The organism is Candidatus Dadabacteria bacterium (assembly GCA_026705445.1).
Lineage (GTDB): Bacteria > Desulfobacterota_D > UBA1144 > Nemesobacterales > Nemesobacteraceae > Nemesobacter.
Genome location: JAPPAR010000011.1, coordinates 44189 through 61324, shown reverse-complemented (window position 1 = coordinate 61324; position 17136 = coordinate 44189). Strand labels below are relative to the sequence as shown.

At 50.4% G+C, this 17136-nt stretch carries 20 protein-coding genes; 7 read left to right on the top strand and 13 right to left on the bottom strand.

The genetic code is table 11. The annotated features are described in order from the left end of the window. Nucleotides 1-597 carry a mobile mystery protein B gene (locus OXG75_02000; protein MCY3624764.1) on the top strand — a complete coding sequence of 199 codons (597 nt, stop codon included), beginning with the start codon at nucleotides 1-3 and terminating at the stop codon, nucleotides 595-597. 245 nt (nucleotides 598-842) lie between these two features. On the opposite strand, the gene OXG75_01995 is transcribed toward OXG75_02000, so the two are convergent. The 5 genes from OXG75_01995 to OXG75_01975 all read right to left on the bottom strand — a co-directional run bounded on the left by OXG75_01995 (nucleotide 843) and on the right by OXG75_01975 (nucleotide 4378). After that, entirely contained in the window at nucleotides 843-1748 is a 906-nt protein-coding gene (locus OXG75_01995) for a carbon-nitrogen hydrolase family protein (GenBank protein MCY3624763.1), read from the bottom strand. Between the two features lie 95 nt (nucleotides 1749-1843). Beyond that, entirely contained in the window at nucleotides 1844-2161 is a 318-nt protein-coding gene (locus OXG75_01990) for a nucleotidyltransferase domain-containing protein (protein MCY3624762.1), read from the bottom strand. Further along, nucleotides 2149-2571: a nucleotidyltransferase substrate binding protein gene (locus tag OXG75_01985; protein ID MCY3624761.1), complete on the bottom strand. Its 423-nt coding sequence runs from the start codon at nucleotides 2569-2571 to the stop codon at nucleotides 2149-2151. Before OXG75_01985 ends, OXG75_01990 begins: the two co-directional genes overlap by 13 nt. A gap of 288 nt (nucleotides 2572-2859) precedes the next feature. Continuing rightward, on the bottom strand, nucleotides 2860-3492 hold the full coding sequence (locus OXG75_01980; protein MCY3624760.1) for a hypothetical protein: 633 nt from the start codon (nucleotides 3490-3492) through the stop codon (nucleotides 2860-2862). Next, a complete protein-coding gene (locus OXG75_01975; protein MCY3624759.1) occupies nucleotides 3482-4378 on the bottom strand; it encodes a DNA-protecting protein DprA in 897 nt (298 codons plus the stop codon). The genes OXG75_01980 and OXG75_01975 overlap by 11 nt, the downstream gene beginning before the upstream one ends. Nucleotides 4379-4718: 340 nt before the next feature. Here OXG75_01975 and OXG75_01970 point away from each other — a divergent pair, with 340 nt between their 5' ends. From OXG75_01970 to OXG75_01950, 5 genes are all read left to right on the top strand, one after another. Continuing rightward, on the top strand, nucleotides 4719-5483 hold the full coding sequence (locus tag OXG75_01970; protein MCY3624758.1) for a glucose 1-dehydrogenase: 765 nt from the start codon (nucleotides 4719-4721) through the stop codon (nucleotides 5481-5483). 56 nt (nucleotides 5484-5539) lie between these two features. Continuing rightward, entirely contained in the window at nucleotides 5540-6421 is an 882-nt protein-coding gene (locus OXG75_01965) for a nitroreductase family protein (protein ID MCY3624757.1), read from the top strand. Nucleotides 6422-6800: 379 nt separating this feature from the next. Then, complete coding sequence (locus OXG75_01960; protein ID MCY3624756.1) at nucleotides 6801-8012, top strand: hypothetical protein; 1212 nt, start codon at nucleotides 6801-6803, stop codon at nucleotides 8010-8012. Then, nucleotides 8009-10759 carry an AAA family ATPase gene (locus OXG75_01955; protein ID MCY3624755.1) on the top strand — a complete coding sequence of 917 codons (2751 nt, stop codon included), beginning with the start codon at nucleotides 8009-8011 and terminating at the stop codon, nucleotides 10757-10759. Before OXG75_01960 ends, OXG75_01955 begins: the two co-directional genes overlap by 4 nt. 49 nt (nucleotides 10760-10808) lie before the next feature. After that, nucleotides 10809-11183 carry a hypothetical protein gene (locus tag OXG75_01950; protein MCY3624754.1) on the top strand — a complete coding sequence of 125 codons (375 nt, stop codon included), beginning with the start codon at nucleotides 10809-10811 and terminating at the stop codon, nucleotides 11181-11183. Between the two features lie 73 nt (nucleotides 11184-11256). On the opposite strand, the gene OXG75_01945 is transcribed toward OXG75_01950, so the two are convergent. Both OXG75_01945 and OXG75_01940 read right to left on the bottom strand, forming a co-directional pair. Then, nucleotides 11257-11637: a cytochrome c gene (locus tag OXG75_01945; GenBank protein MCY3624753.1), complete on the bottom strand. Its 381-nt coding sequence runs from the start codon at nucleotides 11635-11637 to the stop codon at nucleotides 11257-11259. Between the two features lie 101 nt (nucleotides 11638-11738). Next, on the bottom strand, nucleotides 11739-12905 hold the full coding sequence (locus OXG75_01940; protein ID MCY3624752.1) for a transposase: 1167 nt from the start codon (nucleotides 12903-12905) through the stop codon (nucleotides 11739-11741). A 100-nt stretch (nucleotides 12906-13005) separates the two neighbouring features. On the opposite strand from OXG75_01940, the gene OXG75_01935 reads away from it, so the two are divergent. Next, nucleotides 13006-13128, top strand: a complete 123-nt coding sequence (locus OXG75_01935; protein MCY3624751.1) for a hypothetical protein — start codon at nucleotides 13006-13008, stop codon at nucleotides 13126-13128. 155 nt (nucleotides 13129-13283) lie between these two features. Here OXG75_01935 and OXG75_01930 read toward each other — a convergent pair whose 3' ends face one another. The 6 genes from OXG75_01930 to OXG75_01905 all read right to left on the bottom strand — a co-directional run bounded on the left by OXG75_01930 (nucleotide 13284) and on the right by OXG75_01905 (nucleotide 17070). Further along, a complete protein-coding gene (locus OXG75_01930) occupies nucleotides 13284-13517 on the bottom strand; it encodes a type II toxin-antitoxin system HicA family toxin (protein MCY3624750.1) in 234 nt (77 codons plus the stop codon). Nucleotides 13518-13522: 5 nt separating this feature from the next. Next, nucleotides 13523-13897 (bottom strand): hypothetical protein, encoded by a 375-nt coding sequence (locus tag OXG75_01925; protein ID MCY3624749.1) that lies wholly within the window; start codon nucleotides 13895-13897, stop codon nucleotides 13523-13525. Further along, nucleotides 13898-14170, bottom strand: a complete 273-nt coding sequence (locus OXG75_01920) for a hypothetical protein (protein MCY3624748.1) — start codon at nucleotides 14168-14170, stop codon at nucleotides 13898-13900. A 105-nt stretch (nucleotides 14171-14275) separates the two neighbouring features. After that, nucleotides 14276-15901 carry a hypothetical protein gene (locus OXG75_01915; protein MCY3624747.1) on the bottom strand — a complete coding sequence of 542 codons (1626 nt, stop codon included), beginning with the start codon at nucleotides 15899-15901 and terminating at the stop codon, nucleotides 14276-14278. Between the two features lie 86 nt (nucleotides 15902-15987). Then, nucleotides 15988-16812 (bottom strand): toxin-antitoxin system HicB family antitoxin, encoded by an 825-nt coding sequence (locus tag OXG75_01910; GenBank protein MCY3624746.1) that lies wholly within the window; start codon nucleotides 16810-16812, stop codon nucleotides 15988-15990. A 3-nt stretch (nucleotides 16813-16815) separates the two neighbouring features. Further along, on the bottom strand, nucleotides 16816-17070 hold the full coding sequence (locus tag OXG75_01905; GenBank protein MCY3624745.1) for a hypothetical protein: 255 nt from the start codon (nucleotides 17068-17070) through the stop codon (nucleotides 16816-16818). Nucleotides 17071-17136: the final 66 nt, after the last annotated feature.

Below are 17136 nucleotides of genomic sequence, written 5' to 3'. Positions count from 1 at the left end.
ATGGTTCAGTATCGTTATACAGAGGGCCAGACCCCGCTTAGCGAGGAAGAGAAGGAACATCTCGTTCCCACCATATTAATGCGTGAAGATCTGGACCGTTTCGAGCGGGAAAATATTCTTGAAGCCCGGAGATGGGTAATGCGGAAATCTGTTTTGGCATCGAAACAGAATATTTTTTCGGAGAAATTTATCCTGAACCTTCATAAGCGCATGTTCGGTCGTGTCTGGAAATGGGCAGGTCAGTACCGAAAATCCGACAAAAACATCGGCGTCAACTATTCCCTCATCCAGACCGAATTTCGCAAGTTGCTGGACGATGCCGCTTATTGGCTGGAACACAATACCTACGGTGTTGCTGAACTGGCCGTTATTTTTCATCACCGGTTAGTGAAAATTCACCTTTTTCCGAACGGCAACGGCCGACACGCGCGCTTGCTTGCCGATGTAATAGTTGCCAAATATGGTGGTGAAAAACTCACATGGGGCGGTGGTGCCGACCTCACTGCGTCTGAAGATGTCCGCGAACGCTATATTGCGGCACTGCGTGAGGCTGACTCTGGTATCTATGATTCCCTGATTTCGTTTGCTAAGTCGTAATTCATTAGAAACTAACCATGTAAAGGAGTTACCGAAATGTCTGGACACAAGCTGTCACCTGAGAACGGAGAAAAACAACCCGCTCGGGTCGAGCCTAAAGATGAGGCTGAATCCAGTTTTTTCTCACGTATTTCCGGTTCGTTAAAGGGTACTGTAACTATCTCACCGGGTGTGGACTTGACCTTGCCTGTCGGCAGGGAATGGGACATCACTGAATAAATAAAGGCGGATTGCCCGAAGCAACATCACTCCATTATCTCGAATCGGAATATGTCCGGCCTTGAGAAATGCCCCACGGAGTCTATTACGGTCTTTGCCCTTATTATCTGGTCAAGCTCGATCTCCGCGTAGAGAATCTCTTCCTTTCCGTATACGGGGCCGATTATGTACTGTCCCCTGGGGTTTATTATGCCGCTTCCCCCGGGGTAATCCCAGATCGTATGCTCCTTCAGGGGAAAGGAGTCGGGAATCATATCCTCTTCTATGAAGCCGGCTGAGATTATGACGAACACCTGTCCCTCAAACGCGTACTGTCGGCTCGCGAAATCCATCGTGTCCTTAACGAACGAGTGTCCTCCCCAGAGACCCACGTGCACCTGCTCCCCCTTGGTGAACATCGCGTACTTCTCAAGGGTCATGTGGTGCTCGTAGCAGAAAAGTCCCCCTATTTTCCCGATTTCGGTGTCAAACACCCTCACGTCCTCGGCGGTTCCGTTCGCCCATACGCATTTCTCGCTGTCAATCGACATCAGCTTTCTGTGCCTTCCGAGAAGGGAACCGTCCTTGCCGAAGTAGAGTATGGTGTTGTAGAGGGTTCCTCCCTCTTTTTCGTTAACCCCTATTACGACGCAGGTCTTGGCCCGCTTCGCCGCATTGCCGATTCTTTTGGTGTCCTCCCCGGGAACCTCGACCGAGTTTCTGTGTAGCTCGACGTGGGCGTCCATGGTGAGCTTTTTCTCGGCCCCGAACCCGAGATCCTTCGGCCAGTAGGGATAGGTGGGTATGAAGGCCTCGGGGAAAACCACGAGTTCAGCCCCGTTTCCCGCTGTTTCCTTTATAAGCCTGAGGACCTTGTCGACCGTGCCCTTTCTGTCGAGAAAAACGGGAGCTGCCTGCACCGCAGCCGCCGTGAAGGATTTTCCGTTGCTCATAATGGGTTATTATACAACGGAACTCAGGGAAAATGCAGATTCATTTTGAGTTTGCGTCTCTCTTTGGAACCAGAGCATGACCCTCCCGCCTGCGTTTAGTGGTCAGGGGAAACAAGGGTTACGTGGTCACCTTCAATTTTCTCCCGGAATCTCTCCGGCATGTCATCCCACACGAACAGGTCCACCCGAAACGGAAGATCGCTCTGTTCAAGAGCTTCCCGAAGATCGCCGACCTGTCTTCTCTGTCCGCTTCCGGCAAATACCACCATGTCGAGGTCCGAACTCTTTTTCGCGGCAAGCCTCGCGCGGGAACCGTATACCCAGACGCGGGTATTCGGAAGATGCTTTTTAAGCAGCGCAAGAAGAACGCCGCGCTGCTCAGAAGAGATATCAATAGCTTTTACTGTTTCCATGTTTCTCCGCTCATTGTTTCGTAAAGACCTGTGGCATTGTCAATAAAGCTGCTTATGATTCCAAGGCATCTTCTGGCCTTTCCCTCATCATAGTCATGGCTTGTATTGATGCGGCTGTTTGCGTAATCAAGCCATTTTTCGATCGGTGAGGGGAGAAGGTTGTTTTCAAAGGCCAGTCTGAAAACAGGTTTCGGGCTGTTTGGGGCATCTGGAACGCCGAGCTCCTCTGCGAGGTGGCGTCTCAGCACCTCCCATAGGCAGTCGTAACAGACCTCAAACCTGTGTATGACCGACTCGGCCACAGCTTCCCACATTATCGAATCCAGGTCAGAGTTCTCTATGGCACGGTAATTTCCGTACTGTTCCTCAAGGCGTTTCAGGGAATTTTGAAATTTGTCGTATTCAATCATGAAAACGATCCTTCATTGCCAAGTCCTGTCTTCCCGGCGAAGCTCCTCGTGACTGCGGTGGAGGATTTCGGAAAGAACCTGAAGCCGGACTCCACCTATCATAAAGGATTTCCCGTTGCTCATAATGGATTATTATATACGATCCTGCCAAAGAAATAGTTCTTGATTTCCCTGCGGCCGAACTCCAACGCTGTAAGGCAACCACTTTATATTCCTGCGTATATTTCTACGGCAGATACGTTAATCAAGCCACCTATAGCTCTATATGAGTTGCTTCAGAGTTCTTTCTTAAATTTCTTCGGCATCCGCATATACTCGTCGTGCTATAAAAACCCCTCTGGTAATTATGCCGGGATATCTCTTCTCAAGAACATGTTGGGCAGCTTTGAAATGTGCGCCTTCAGTGAGAAGGTCATCAAATAAAATAATCTTTTTCGGTTCAGGATTTGCGATATTTTCGTCAATGTAATAGTTATCAACTAGGTCTTCCCAAGGTGGACGAGGGGTGATTTTGTGAAATGGTGGGGTACTTTCGCGTTGCAGGACCAATTCACGGATATCAAGGTTAAGCCCTTGCCCAAAAATCTTAAGCATTTGAACCATACGATCGTCATAGAGTGGGTCTTCTTTTGATTTTGATGGTGGAATCGGAACTAAGGTGTATTCCTCAAACCATTCCGCTTTTAACGATTCCCGAAATTCTTCCGCTATTTTGTTTATTGCCTTTCCCTTGTATTTCCATTGAGATGTACCTTTTTTATCTAGCTCTTTCTTAAAATTCTGAATTAGGTCGTTAGTTTCGCCGTAATCGTAGCTCTTGTTTGCGGTATATTCCCGAAAAAAAAAGCAATGATCATCTTCCGTAAGATATAAATGATCGCTTCGTAAGAGATCATCAATCTTGCAGAGCCTAAGAGCCAAGATGTCTCCTTATATCTTCGTAATCAGCAACCCTTATAGCGCCTTTCTCAAGAAAAGTTCTTGGCCAAGTGAGAGTGGAATTGCAAAAACAATTATCAAGGATGAATAATTTCCTTCCCTGTTTAAGAGCCGCGGCAGCTTGAACCAGAGTTCCTGATGTTTCGCCAGCCTCGACAATAATAGTTGCTTCGGCAAGTGCGGACATCGTTATATTACGCTCTGGAAAGAATAGCCGATTCCCGCGCGGCCCCTGCCGCAAGTAACGGCATACTGGAATTTGGCTTACAAGCAAATGCTCCTTTGCTATTTTCTTCTGAAGCTCAACATTTTCCTTTGGATAGAATTTTGAAATCGGGGTGCCAATTACTCCTATGGTCCGGCCTCCAGACTCAATCGCTGTAGTGTGTGCGACGGTGTCGATTCCAGAAGCTAACCCTGAAACTATGGTGAAATTGTTTTCCACCAAGTTTCTGACAAGGCGGCGCGTACGAGCAACTCCCTTTTCGGACGGCTTGCGCGTACCCACGACCGCAACTGATCTTGTGAAAACCAGACCCCACAATCCCTGAAAATAAAGCAATTCAACCGGATAAACGGCGTCATAGAGGCCTTTGGGGTATTCTCCCGTACCACGAACACAAACGCCGAACTTGTCAATCCCAGACTCGTCGAACAAACTGCGAACACGACCGGCAAACTCGTAGGCAATGGCTTCGTCCACAAAATCAGAAAGAGACGATTCCCAGCGGCCTTGGTGCATTTCGGAAATTTTTTTGAAGGACATGCCCTTTTGATCCCATAACGCTTCATACGCCCCTAGTTCCTTTAAGGGAGATACGGTTTTCTGGTCCAAGTCATCAGGCTCGAAAGGAAGGCTTTCTGCCATGCAGCACCTCATTCATATCCAGATTGTTGTTTCCCGTTTTATCGTTTTGGTTATGCCATTAAGCACAAACACTCGTATTGCATTCTCATTTAATAGTGTTGGTAAGTTGACGTATAAAAATATACCTAACGCGATAACTTATTCGTACTTAATAAACTGCTCTGCTCTTGATTTTCCTTGGATGTTTTCGGGAATTCACACGGATAATTAGACGGCGCTACCTGATATGGAAAAATGTACTTGGGTGAAAAATAAAGTTTTTTTTGGCTCTTGAAACTAATTCCTATTATATAATATAAAGGTTGAGAAGAAGCTCTAAAACACAAGCAAGGAGGAAAAAATGGGAAGACTTGATGGAAAAACGGCGCTCATAACGGGCGGGGGAGAGGGAATAGGAAAAGCTACGGCGCTTTTGTTCTCAGCAGAAGGCGCCAACGTGGGCATAATGTCCAGGACCGCGGAGCGGCTTGACGAAGTGGTGGCCGAGAACCCGGGTCCCGGGGAGATAAAGGCCTATCCCGGGGACGTTTCCAAGGAAGATGACGTAAGGAGGGTGGTAGAGGCCTTCTACGGAGATTTCGGAAGGGTCGACATACTGTTTAACAACGCCGGGATCCTTGAGGGCGGCACGGTGGTAACGACCTCTAACGAGGTCTGGGACCGCACGATCGACATAAACGTGAAGGGGGTTTTTCTCGTAAGCAAGTACGTGGTTCCGCTCATGGCAAAGCACGGCGGGGGTTCCATAATCAACAACTCAAGCGTGCTCGGCATCGTGGGGATGGAGGGCTGCGTTGCGTACAACGCTTCCAAGGGAGCCGTGAGGCAAATAACGAGAAGCATGGCCCTTGATCACGCGAAAGACAACATAAGGACTAACTCCGTCTGTCCCGGCTACATAAAGACCAAGATGGACCCCGAGTTCATGGGGAACCCTCCTGACGCGGAGGAGCAGCTCGACGCGATAGCGGCCGACATGATTCCCCTTGTGAGAAGGGCCGAGGCGGAGGAGGTGGCCCACTCGGTGCTTTACCTAGCTTCGGACGAGGCCCGGTACGTTACGGGCTCCGATCTCGTTATAGACGGGGGCTGGACCACTCTTTAGGCGCGGCGGGGAAGAAATTTTTAGAGAACAAACCAGAGATAGAGGAGGGATTTCACATGGAAGTTTTTGAAGCAATGGGCACCAGGAGAAGCTTTAGGTTCTATAAGCCCTGGAAAGAGGTTGAGGACTGGAAAATACAGAAGATGCTCCAGGCGGCGCGCTACTGCTCCTGCCAGGGCAACTGCAACTCGACCGAGGCGATAGTCATAGACAAAAGGACCTATCCCCCGGAGAAATTCGAGAAGATAGTTGAATGCGGATCCGCTTTTAACGAGATTCACCTGCGCCAGGCCCCGATTATCGTGGCGTGGCTCATAAACCTAGACGCCTGGTACAAGGAGCTCATACAGACCTTCCAGGTGCTGTTTCCCGCGAGGGCCATAACCGCCGCTCACGGCTGGACCTACAAGATACTTACCGAGAGCACCTATCCGAGGCTCATGAGTTTTCCCAAGGACAGGGCGGAGGATCTTCTAAGGGTCGAGGCGGGCCAGGCAATAGCGAACGCCATGCTCGCGGCCACTGACCTGGGCCTCGGGTGCTGCCTTATAGCCACGGGCAGAAAGCCGGCTGAGTTCCCGAAGGTTCTCGGGACCCCCGAGAACATAGTTCCCATCTGGCTCATGACGGTGGGATACCCGGCCGAGGATCCCGGCCAGAGACCGAGGAAGAGGTTCGACAGGCTCTATCACTCAAACGAGTACGGAACTCCGCTTGCCGAGAACCAGGACGTGCGGAAGGAGCTTGAGGGGGAGAAACTGATACAGCCCATGGACCCGCTTCCGGGAAGGGAGGAGGAGCTTCGCCACATATGCAGGATGTTCGGTTTCACGGAAGATATGTGCGACATGCCGAAGGATAAGGTCCTTGAGATGTACGAGGAGGACTCTCCCTATTACGGGGAACTTCCCCCGGGCCTTGAGGAAAGGGGAGTCTGAGCTCTTATATATAATAAGGAAAAGGGCGCGCGAGAAGAAAAAAAAGTGGCTGGGAGGCTGCGGGAGAAGGAGCTTCTGATGAGCGAGCGAGGCTAGGAAAGTGCGTGGCGGACATGTCCTTGGGCGAAAGGCGATGAGTGATGGTGACTACGCTTTGGGTGTATAGTGTTTCGCCGTTTTCCGCTGTGCTGAAAAACTGACTGTGCGTCTGTCGGGTTTTCTGGACCTGAATGATTGCCTTGGATTTCGTGGAAGTGCGACGATAGCATCTTCTGTGGATTCCCCTATGGCAATAAACTTTTTGCCAAAAAGTTTATTGCCAAAAAACCCCTTGTCATGTATTCTGTTTTCCATCCTGATCTGAACGGGAGTCGAGCGGATGCAAAACATTACAGGACAGGCGGTAATCGGCGAAGACCTCTACGGACGAGAATCCGAACTGGAACTGCTATGGGAAAAACTGGAGCAGGGAGAGCATGTTCTGATGCTTGCCCCGCGACGGGTCGGGAAGACCAGCCTCATGTTGGAACTTCGTCGCGAACCTCGGGAAAACTGGGATGTCTTTTATGTGGATGTTGAAGGTGCCGAAGATTCGGCGGATTGCTTGGCGGCAATTGTCGCCGCTCTGGCGGTGAACCCGGAGTACCGCCGAGGCATCGAAAAAATTCCGTTCGCAAAGACCGTAGTAGACACGCTCAAGAGCACATTTTCCTTTTCCGAAGTTTCCGTCAGCATCGAAAAAGTCCGCATTGAACTCAAAAGGGCGATCGGCCGGGACTGGAAACGTACAGCGGATCAGCTTCTTGAACGTCTTGAGAGTCTGCCGGATCCCGGTCGCAGCCTCCTGATCATCCTCGACGAGTTTCCGATACTCGTCTCGCGCATGCTGAAAACCCTCGAGGGAAAACATGATGTCGAGTTGCTGCTGTCCGGGCTCCGGCGCTGGCGCCAGTCTCCGCAGATGCGCGGGAAGGTGTGCACACTGATCGGCGGGTCCATCGGGCTTGAAGGCGTTCTCAGACGCTTTGCTCTTTCGGGATTAATAAACGATCTGGCCCCTTTCCAGCTGGATTCATGGGACCGGGATGTCGCAGTTAAGTTTCTGGAGGAGCTTGGAGACAGTTATGGCTTCCGCATGGACGAACGTAGCGTCTCACAAATTCTCGACCTCCTCTCGGATCCGGTTCCCTATCACCTGCAACTGTTTTTTTCGACCCTTCGCCAATCCTGCAATGGGGACCCCTCGCGCGTTTCCGAAAGTGCAATAGAGCGATGCTTCACGGAAAGGCTTACGGGACCTGGCGGCACGCCTCATCTTGACCATTACGCAGCCCGCTTGGAAATCATGCTTGACGCAGACGAGCAGGAAGCGGCGCACGACATACTCAATCACGCCTGTCGGCGGAGAGACGGTGCGCGCATCTCGGATATTGAGAAACTGACCCGGCAGGGCGAAAGCGAGCTTCTCTCGGCGCTTCGCAATCTGGAATCGGACGGGTACGTGCGGCGGGATGGCTCCCATGTGTGTTTCAGATCGAACCTGCTTAGGGAGTGGTGGCGGAAAAACCGGTCAGGGGGGATGGAGCCATGAAGCAAAGACGTATCTACAACCCGGCCCAACTCTCCCCGGAAGAACTCAAGGCTTCCTTCGTCGCCCGTCAGGAGACCCTCACTGAGATGCTTCGCCTCTTGGACGAGCAGAAAACCGACCGACCGTGCCAGCACATGCTGCTTGTCGGTTCGCGGGGGATGGGCAAAACCACCCTCGGTCTGCGGTTTCTCCAGGCGGTACGCGAAACGCCCGATCTTGCAGAAGCATGGCAGCCCGTGGCGTTTCACGAGGAAAGCTATCAGGTGACCGACCTGGCGGATTTCTGGCTTACGGCCCTGCATCACCTGACCCGCGCCACTCGGGATTCCCGATGGGAGGACAAGGCAGAAGCGCTTTCGGCCGACGAGAAGGATCCGCAGCGCCTTGCCGCGTACGCGCTCTCGGTTCTTATTGATTTCTCCCGAGAAAGCGGAAAGAGGCTGATTCTGTTTGTCGAAAATCTTGACATCGTTTTCTCACAACTGGGTGATGAGCGCGAAGTCCACGCTTTGCGGGCCGCGTTGATCGAACATCCGGAGATACTGCTGATCGGTTCCGCAAACGCCGTCTTTGAGGCCATACAGCACCGCGGCGAACCGTTCTACGAGTTTTTCCGGGTTTTTCTTCTGGAAGGTCTTGGGCGCGAAGAGTATCTTCAGATCTTCCGGGCCCTCGCAGAACGTGAATGCAAAACTAAAATTGCCGAGACACTGAGCCGCGAACGCGGGCGAATCGAGACCATGCGCCGCCTGACCGGAGGAAACCCGCGGCTGCTGGTGCTGACCTACGGAATTCTGGTTGAGTCGCCGCTCGGTTCCGCGTTCAAGGATCTAGAACAGCTGATCGACGAACAGACTCCGTACTTCAAGTCCCGCATTGAGGAGCTGCCGACACAGTCCCGAAAGGTGTTTCATTGCCTTGCGGAGGGATGGAGTCCCATGCTCGCGAAGGAAGTATCCGCCGCGGCCAGGCTTTCCTCATCTCACACAAGCGCCCAGCTCAAGCAGCTGGTGGACAAGGGATACGCCAGGGAAGCGCGGCCAGAGAGGGAAAAGCGTATCCGGTACGAGGTTGCCGACCGGTTCTACAACATCTACTTCCTGCTGCGTTTCTCGCGGCGGGGATATCGACGCCTGAAGCTGCTGGTAGACTTCCTCAACGATCTGTTCGGCCCGGTTCCGATGCGGTCGATGTATCTGGCGACTCTTGAGAAGTTAAGCAGCGGGGTCTCTAAGGATGAAGAGGCGCCTGAACTGCTTGGAGCCCTGATCCCCTATGCGGCGAACGACAGTGATTTCGCGGAACGCGAAGACTGGATGAAGAAGGCCTTTAGCCTGATAATCAATTCTATCGGCGCGAACGTGTCAGCATTTGGCGAAATAGTGCGGGACCTTTCCCGGCACTACCAGCTAGGTTTGGATTGTTTTTCGGATAAGGTCTGTCGCGGCATCGAACTACTCCAATCTGAACGCTTCGTGGAGGCGGAAACCGAGTGCAGAGGGGCAATCAGGCGAGAACCGGATAATCTTTTTGCTTGGGTTCTTCTTGGCTCGGCACTAAGGGGAAGAAGGCATTTTGAGGATGCCCTCGATGCGTTCAGGCATGTAACCGAGGCTGTCGGTCCCGATGACCCCGCACAATTGCAGATTTGCGCGCTTGGAGCTCTGACGGGGGAGGCTGGAGTCCTTCTCGCCTTGGAAAATTCTGGCGATGTCTTAAGCGTTATTGCAAAAATTTGGGAACTTGTAAACCAGGATGACCCGCATCCCCTGCGCTATGTAGCTACTGAGTTGATTCGGGTTCATGGCAAACTTCTCTTGGAAGCGGATCATCATGAAGAAGCTCTCGCGATCTGGCGGCAGGTCTCGCAATATGTCTGTCCGGAAGATCCGGAATTGTTACGCCTGACATTTCTCAAGACGCTTGCCGAGAGAGGAAACGCTCTTGTCGCACAAAAGCGTTATGATGAAGCTGTGTCCATTTTGGAAAATTTCACTCAATATGTTCGTACCGATGACTCGATAACATTACGTTACGGTGCCGGTCTGGCGTTGTTCGCTCTGGACACGGCGTACTTGGAACTGGGGCGGTTTGAAGACTGGATCATTTCCTGCGACCGGTTTTCAGAATATGTTTATGTGGATGACCCGGTGGATACGCGTCGGAAATTCGCCAGACTGCTGGCCACCAAGAGCAATATTGCCAACTCGCTGGGATATTATGACGACTCGGAATCGGGCTGCAAAAAAGCAGTGGAGCTTGACCCCGAGTGTGGCGAGGCCTGGCGCGTCAGGGCGGAAGCGATTCTCGGGGGTGACGAGGCTGCGCGCCTGGAAGAAGCGAAACGCTACGCTTGCCGCGCAGCGGAGCTGATGCCGGAAGACCCTGCCGCGTTTCATGCGGTCTCCGATGTACTGGCCCGCTGCGGGAACTGGATGGCAGCCCTGGAAAAACTTGACCGAGCGCTTTCCGTCGCCGTCGGCCAACAGTGCTGGAACACGCATGGTCTGACGGAATCCCTGATCAATCTCGCGGCGGCCGGCTGGAGCCAGCAGGTCATGCAGATAATGGAAAGCCATCCTGCCCTGACTGAAACCATGGAACCGCTCTGGCACGCGGTGCGGGCGGAAACGGGAGAGGAACTCGAATCCCTGCCCGCAGAGATCACTCAAGCCGTAATTGATATAAGGAAGAGGTTCTCGGAGAAAAAAAAGATGTTGCCGAAAACAACGCCGCTATCAATCTGACAAATTCTCCCTACTTCCTGCACTCGCACTTGCGGAAGTTCTGCCTTATGTGCGCCACCACGTTTTGTATGTCCTCGGGACTCCCGAGAACATAGTTCCCATCTGGCTCATGACGGTGGGATATGCGGCCGAGGACCCTGGGCAGAGACCGAGGAAGAGGTTCGACAGGCTCTATCACTCAAACGAGTACGGAACTCCGCTTGCCGAGAACCAGGACGTGCGGAAGGAGCTTGAGGGGGAGAAACTGATACAGCCCATGGACCCGCTTCCGGGAAGGGAGGAGGAGCTTCGCCACATATGCAGGATGTTCGGTTTCACGGAAGATATGTGCGACATGCCCAAGGAGAGGGTCCTTGAGATGTACGAGGAGGACTCTCCCTATTACGGAGAACTTCCCCCGGGTCTTGAGGAAAAGGGAGTCTGAGGGCTTATATATAAGGAAAAGGGCGCGGCTTCCTTACTGAGTCTTTACTGAGAGGGGACCGCGCTTTTTTATGCTACTGCTTTTTGTACTCGCACTTGCAGAGGTTCTGCCTTATGTGCGCCACCAGGTTGTCTATGTCCTCGGGGCTTATTATCCCGGCCCAGGCGGTCATCATCGGGGACTTGCCGACCGCCGCTCCGCCGTTTGTTATCACGTTAACCAGGTACTCGTCCGTATAGGTCTCGAGGATCGCGGCGCTCGAGAGGTCCCTCGGCTTGGGGTCAAGAGCGGCGGCCGCGACTCCGTCGCCAAGCCCCGTGAGGCCGTGGCAGGTAGCGCAGTAGACGTTGTAGATTTCCTGTCCCTTAGCGCTGTCGGCAGCCCGGGAAGCGTGGGGCGCGAGAAAGAGCGCGCAGGAAAAGACAAGTGTTGCGAGCAGGATTCCGGTTTTCATTTTCTTTGGCCTCCCTTCGGGAAAAAGTTCGATTCGGGGAAAAGCTTCCCTTGCCTTTGAGTATATCTCGTTTGCCTTTATAATGGGATTTGCATACATTGCTAGACATATACTGTTCTTGGCCGAACCGGAGCAATCTCCAGCTTCTCTTTCATCCTTCCGGCCATGCGGGACTGCTTGAGTTTCCCACCCGCAATCGAGATACCTCGATGAAGGATATTAATTGCCGCATTTGTGTCCCTGTCCAATACAAGCCCACAATTACACTTGTGAACTCTTGCAGACAACTCTTTTTTAACTTCCGCTCCGCAACTTGAGCATTCCTGCGAAGTTCCCTCGGGATTCACTGCCACCATCTTAACGTCGGCACTTTCAGCCTTCTCGTTAAGCAGCACGGCAAACTTTCCCCAAGTCTGCTCCTGTATGCTCCTTGCCAACTGCCTGTTGCCGAGCATTTTTTTCGTTTCAAGTCTCTTTGCCGCTATAAAATCGTATGTCCTCACTATCTCCGAAGTCAGCCTGTGCAGGTAGTTCCTCTCTTTGTCTGTCACTCTCTGCCACTCTTTTGCCAACAACGAAACCGCCTTCCTTCTGTTGTTGCTTCCCTTTTTCTTGCGGGATGCAGAACGCTGTAGCAGTATTAACCTGCGCCTGTCCACTTTCCGCTTCTCTACAGTCTCCCCGTTGCTCAGAGTGAGGCGCTTTGATATTTCCGTGTCTATCCCGGCGGGATTGTTCACCACTGGTTTCGCCTCCAGGGTCGGCATTTCATACGATAAACCAACTTCCGTGCGCAAAGGCTTTCTTGTAATCCTTATCGCTTTCAGCAATGCGTTCGGCGGCAGCTCCCGCTCCGTCTTCACTTCAATGCGGGGAAGCCCCTTTACCTTGAGAACCAGATTCCGCCCCTCGCGCTTGAGCATCTTACAGCACCGGTCGTTTTTCTCTATTGTCCGCCAACGCTTGGAACTCTTGAAACGAGGGAAACCTCCATGCCTGAAAAACTGTTTGTACGCTTTGTCAAGTCTTGAGAGAACGCCGCGGAACAAAATAGCGGAAACTTCATTGAACTCCGCAATACTTGCCCTTACCTCCGTGAGTTCCTTGCACTGGTCAAAGAAACTGCGGTTTTTGCCAGTTTTTCTGTAGCAGTCAATACGGGATTCCAGACCCGCGTTATAGAGTTCCGCGGATAATCTGAATATCTCCCCAAGCCTCTGGTGTCCTGCGACAGACAGCTTGGCGCGACATTTGTAGGTCTTTATCATTGCTCTATATATACCCGGTTTGTCTGCGATTGCACCTGTTCACGTCTAGAATTGTATATAATTTCAGTCCCTTTATAATCAACTGTGGAGGCGGCTTTGCGTGGGCGCCTCGGGCGAGGGGGTAAAGGCAGAAATGGTACTGGTAGAGATAAAGGAGCTAAAGCGCGCGGTGCGCGACACCGTGTGTCCCGGCATGGACTTGGGTCACACGGATTCGCTTTGAGGGAAGCGGTAACTGTAATAATCCAAATGCTCGGATGGTCCTTCTCCGACAACCACAATTTTGGGTTTAAGATATTTAGCCAAGACCTCGGCGCTCTTTCGCTCTCTCTTCCATGGCGGGGAGCGAAAAGAATATCAATTTTTAATCCCTATGTGTCAGTCAAAAAAATCGCCCGGCAAATTGAATCGCCTTATTATTTCTTTGTAGTAACCCTTGGGAACGGCTTTGTTCTTTCCATGAAAAGGAATGGGGAAAGATCTTTTGCTGCCGTCTACATCCGGATGATAGATTTTCGGATGTTTCCCCCCGTGTCGGATTTCAAACCGACCGTCGTAATCTCGAATCTTCTTGACGAGTTCATGATAGGAATAAACCTTGGAGCTGGACATAAACTTTATCTTGAAGCAGTGCCGGAACGACCAATGGATAAATGACCTATCTTCGGCCGTTGGTTTTCGGTGGGTAGTGAATAGAGGATGGATTTATCGGATTTCGCGTTCTTAGTTTTTGATTCCCTGTTTTTTAGTTCCTCGTACAACTGGAAATATTTTTCCTCGGACCGGTAATGATACGACATGGAGTTTTCATTGCAGAACTCAATCTGATCCTGAATCAGTTCCTCAAGCAAACTCACGGCTTCTTTAAAGGTTTTCCCATGTCCTAAGACGCTGACTTCCAGTCCGAGCGCATACCACAAGCCGTCTTCCCGATAACCGATCACCTTTATGGTTTCTTTGTTGAGGTCGATTTCGGTGGTTTTTTCTGCCATTTAAAGTTCCTTTCTATTCACCCAGTAAATTACCAGTTTAGAATTATTGTCGTACGCGTCGCCAAAGGTTCCGGCATCAATTATTTTAACATTGGAAATCGTTCCTTCTCTTCTGATTTGATCAATATACTCAAGAGACTCCCCGGGGTTTAGTTTTGACGGTATGAGTTCCCCTCTTTCTAGGGCACGCGTGTCGACTTGCGACATCTCGTCTCCATCCTGATTGGAGACGAGATAATCCCTTATTTGAACAAGTATTTCCTGTTTCAACATTATTATCTCTTACCGCCGATACTTGTTTTTAAAATATATTGCAAATTTGATTTTGGTCAATTGACCGGCCATATCATTTTTTAAGACAGGCAAACAAAAACGCCTTTATAAAGACATATCGTTTGTACACCTGGCCACTTCCTCCAACCAGCTCCGATTCCAAGCTATTCTATAACGGCCCGCAATCTCAACCGTCGCACCCACTATATCAGGCGACCTGATGCGTCTGATGCGCTGCACTTGAACAGTGCAAATTAGGTCCGTTCCCAGACCGAAGCCTGAAAGCCTGCGGGCCCGGTAATCCCTTTGATATACAGAAATCCTACAAAAGCCAAGCGGTAAATACCGACACACGTTAAGGAAAGAGAGTTTTCGTCTAGCTTCCTTGAGGGCCTTCTTTACCACTCTACGGCAACTCCGCTTAATGAGCCTCTGATCAACGATGCCAACTTCTCGTGCGACCACTACGTCCGCGTTCAGAACAGCTCCCCAAGCATTCCGGTGTATTTCCGTGTTCCTGACAGCTACATTGATCCACCCAAGTTGTTGACGAATATCAGAAGCTATCGATGGGTTATGAATCTTATAGGACAGCCATAGAGTCTCCAGCTTTTTCCATATTCTCGGGAGACGTAACTTCGGAACGAAAAATAAAAGATTGTCTTCTAGGACATCGCTGTATTGCTCTAGTTGACTATTATTCACTCTATGCTCGGCTAGTTTGCCACCGTCAAACGCCGCAAATCCAGGTAAATGTCTCTCAGAACGAAGGGAGAAAAAGTAGCGATCATAACCCGGGGCAATCTTCTCGACCATTATTGCCGTTTGAAAAAGAGAGAAGTAGACCTTTTGCTCATCCATGGTGTTTATACGGGCGTAGATTATTAGCTGAGTTCCATTGATTTGTGTCGATGGCAAGCAGCCGCCAACTTCCCAATACGGTGTTTTTGTCTCCGCCCTTAACTCCTCTATCAACAAATTTACCGGCAACCTATAGCGGTCGTCTTTCCGAGTAAAAATGAATATCGAGAAGGCTAGCAAGAGACCATTGCAAACATCCAATAAGTCATCGAATTTGCGAATAATACTATTGCTGTCGAGTTCTTGCCGGTTGCTCTTCTTGTCTTCATAAATAACGCTATCCGCCGAGTAGGTTACTCCTCCATGGGCTATGCCGTTTCGCATCAAATGATCATATGGAGATAGTAAACTTCGAAAGTTTGTAGATTCTAGTTCTTGGACAATCTGATATAAGTCTAGATCTTCAACGCTTTTTCCTCGGTCCAATCGGGAAAAATATGCGACGATTCGCAGCAAGGGTCGAAAGACAGCTTCAGCTAACCGGAGATAAGCAGGGTGTATGTCTTGATCGATGAAAATGAGCCGTCCATAGTCGTCTCTACTCCGTACTTGCTCATCGTGCCAATCAAACGCACATATCTCGTTGACATGTCTATAGGCGTTGTTAATCTGGGCATTGTGTTCATCCAACACTTGAAGAAGAGCATTTTTATGTTCCCTGTCCAGCTCGATTAGTTTATCCAAGAACACTTGGAAGGCATCCTTGGAGAAAAATCGTTGTGGACGCGTTTCAAGATACTTCCAGAGTGAAATGAATTGTGTGCCTTCGACTGCGTGGAGCATTGGGAACACCGAAAGCAACTCTTCAATTCGTTGCGTGTGTAGCTTGAGGAGAAGCGGATTTATCAATTTTTGGTCGCTGGATTTCATTGTTCTGGAGTCACCCAAGTTTCCACTAGCTGGGACGCCCGATCTCAGCTATGATCTGATCGTCGACCTCGCCGATACTTTCGGTTTCATCTGTCCTGAAGGATGTATAAAAATCTGTCTTGCATATAAGACAGAAAAAGATCGGGTGTTCGCTTTCGTTCGGAACCGCTGTCTTCTGATTTCGCTTTCGCACGGATGCCGGGAGTTGCAACCTTTGTTAATGATGAAAAGATTTGAAGTGTCTCTTGGCTTCCGAATTGAAGGGGGAAAGTTTCTTCCCAATCCGACTCATGGTGTGAAAATTCAGCAGCGTCAAAAAGCTGAATCGTCCGACGATAATCCGCTGTCGCTTTATTCGTGTCAGAACCTGCCTTCACATCCATAAAATCCGGGAAAGACTCCGTCATATCAAGTTTGCAACCGAAAGCGTCCCGTAAAGGTGCGGGAGACAGCGGGACTGTCATTCTAAAAGTCTCGGAAGAAAAAGATTGTTTAACTTTTTCGGATTCGGCCGCGTCCGTAATTGCGGTTTTTATCTTGATCACGGTTTCCAGGGCAGAAGATTCCTCCGAAAGCAGATTCAGAATGTGCTGGTTTAAACTTACTCCATCCCTCTCCGCCTGATTCGAGAGTTTTCTATGAAGACTTTTGGGCAGCCTGAGAAGAAATCTTCCGCTGAAGTCCTTGTCTTCCTTGGGTTCGGGGATTTCCACATTGTCTTCAATGCTCATTTCAAACCATGCCTTCTTAGCGTCCTCGATCATCTCTTCAAGCTGGTCGAACTCATCACAGAAAGTCATGCAACCCGGCAGATCTGGTATTTCCGCAAAATAGCCCGCTTCGCTTTTCTGTATCCTTGCCTCATACCTCAGGTTCATGTAGTAATCCAAGTCTTTGACCTTCTTCCGCATTTTTTACTCCTCATTCTCTATAATTTCCTCAAACATAGAAATCGCTTTTTTGACATATACCTCATCCACGTGTTTCCCATGTGGTCTCGGCAACGTCAGTCTGTATGCTTTTAATCTAATCTTGTAGTGAGAACCTCTCCTAGGCGGTTCAATCTCGGAGTCAAACATCTCAAACAGTTTTATCAGTTCATTAAACGTAACATTCTTGGTACTTCCACTGATTTTCGCAAACAGCCTGTCGCGCCGTTTTTTTGACATCTGCTTTTCTTCAACTCACCGCCACCTTTATTAGACAATACCATATAATGACTCTGATCTTTCTAA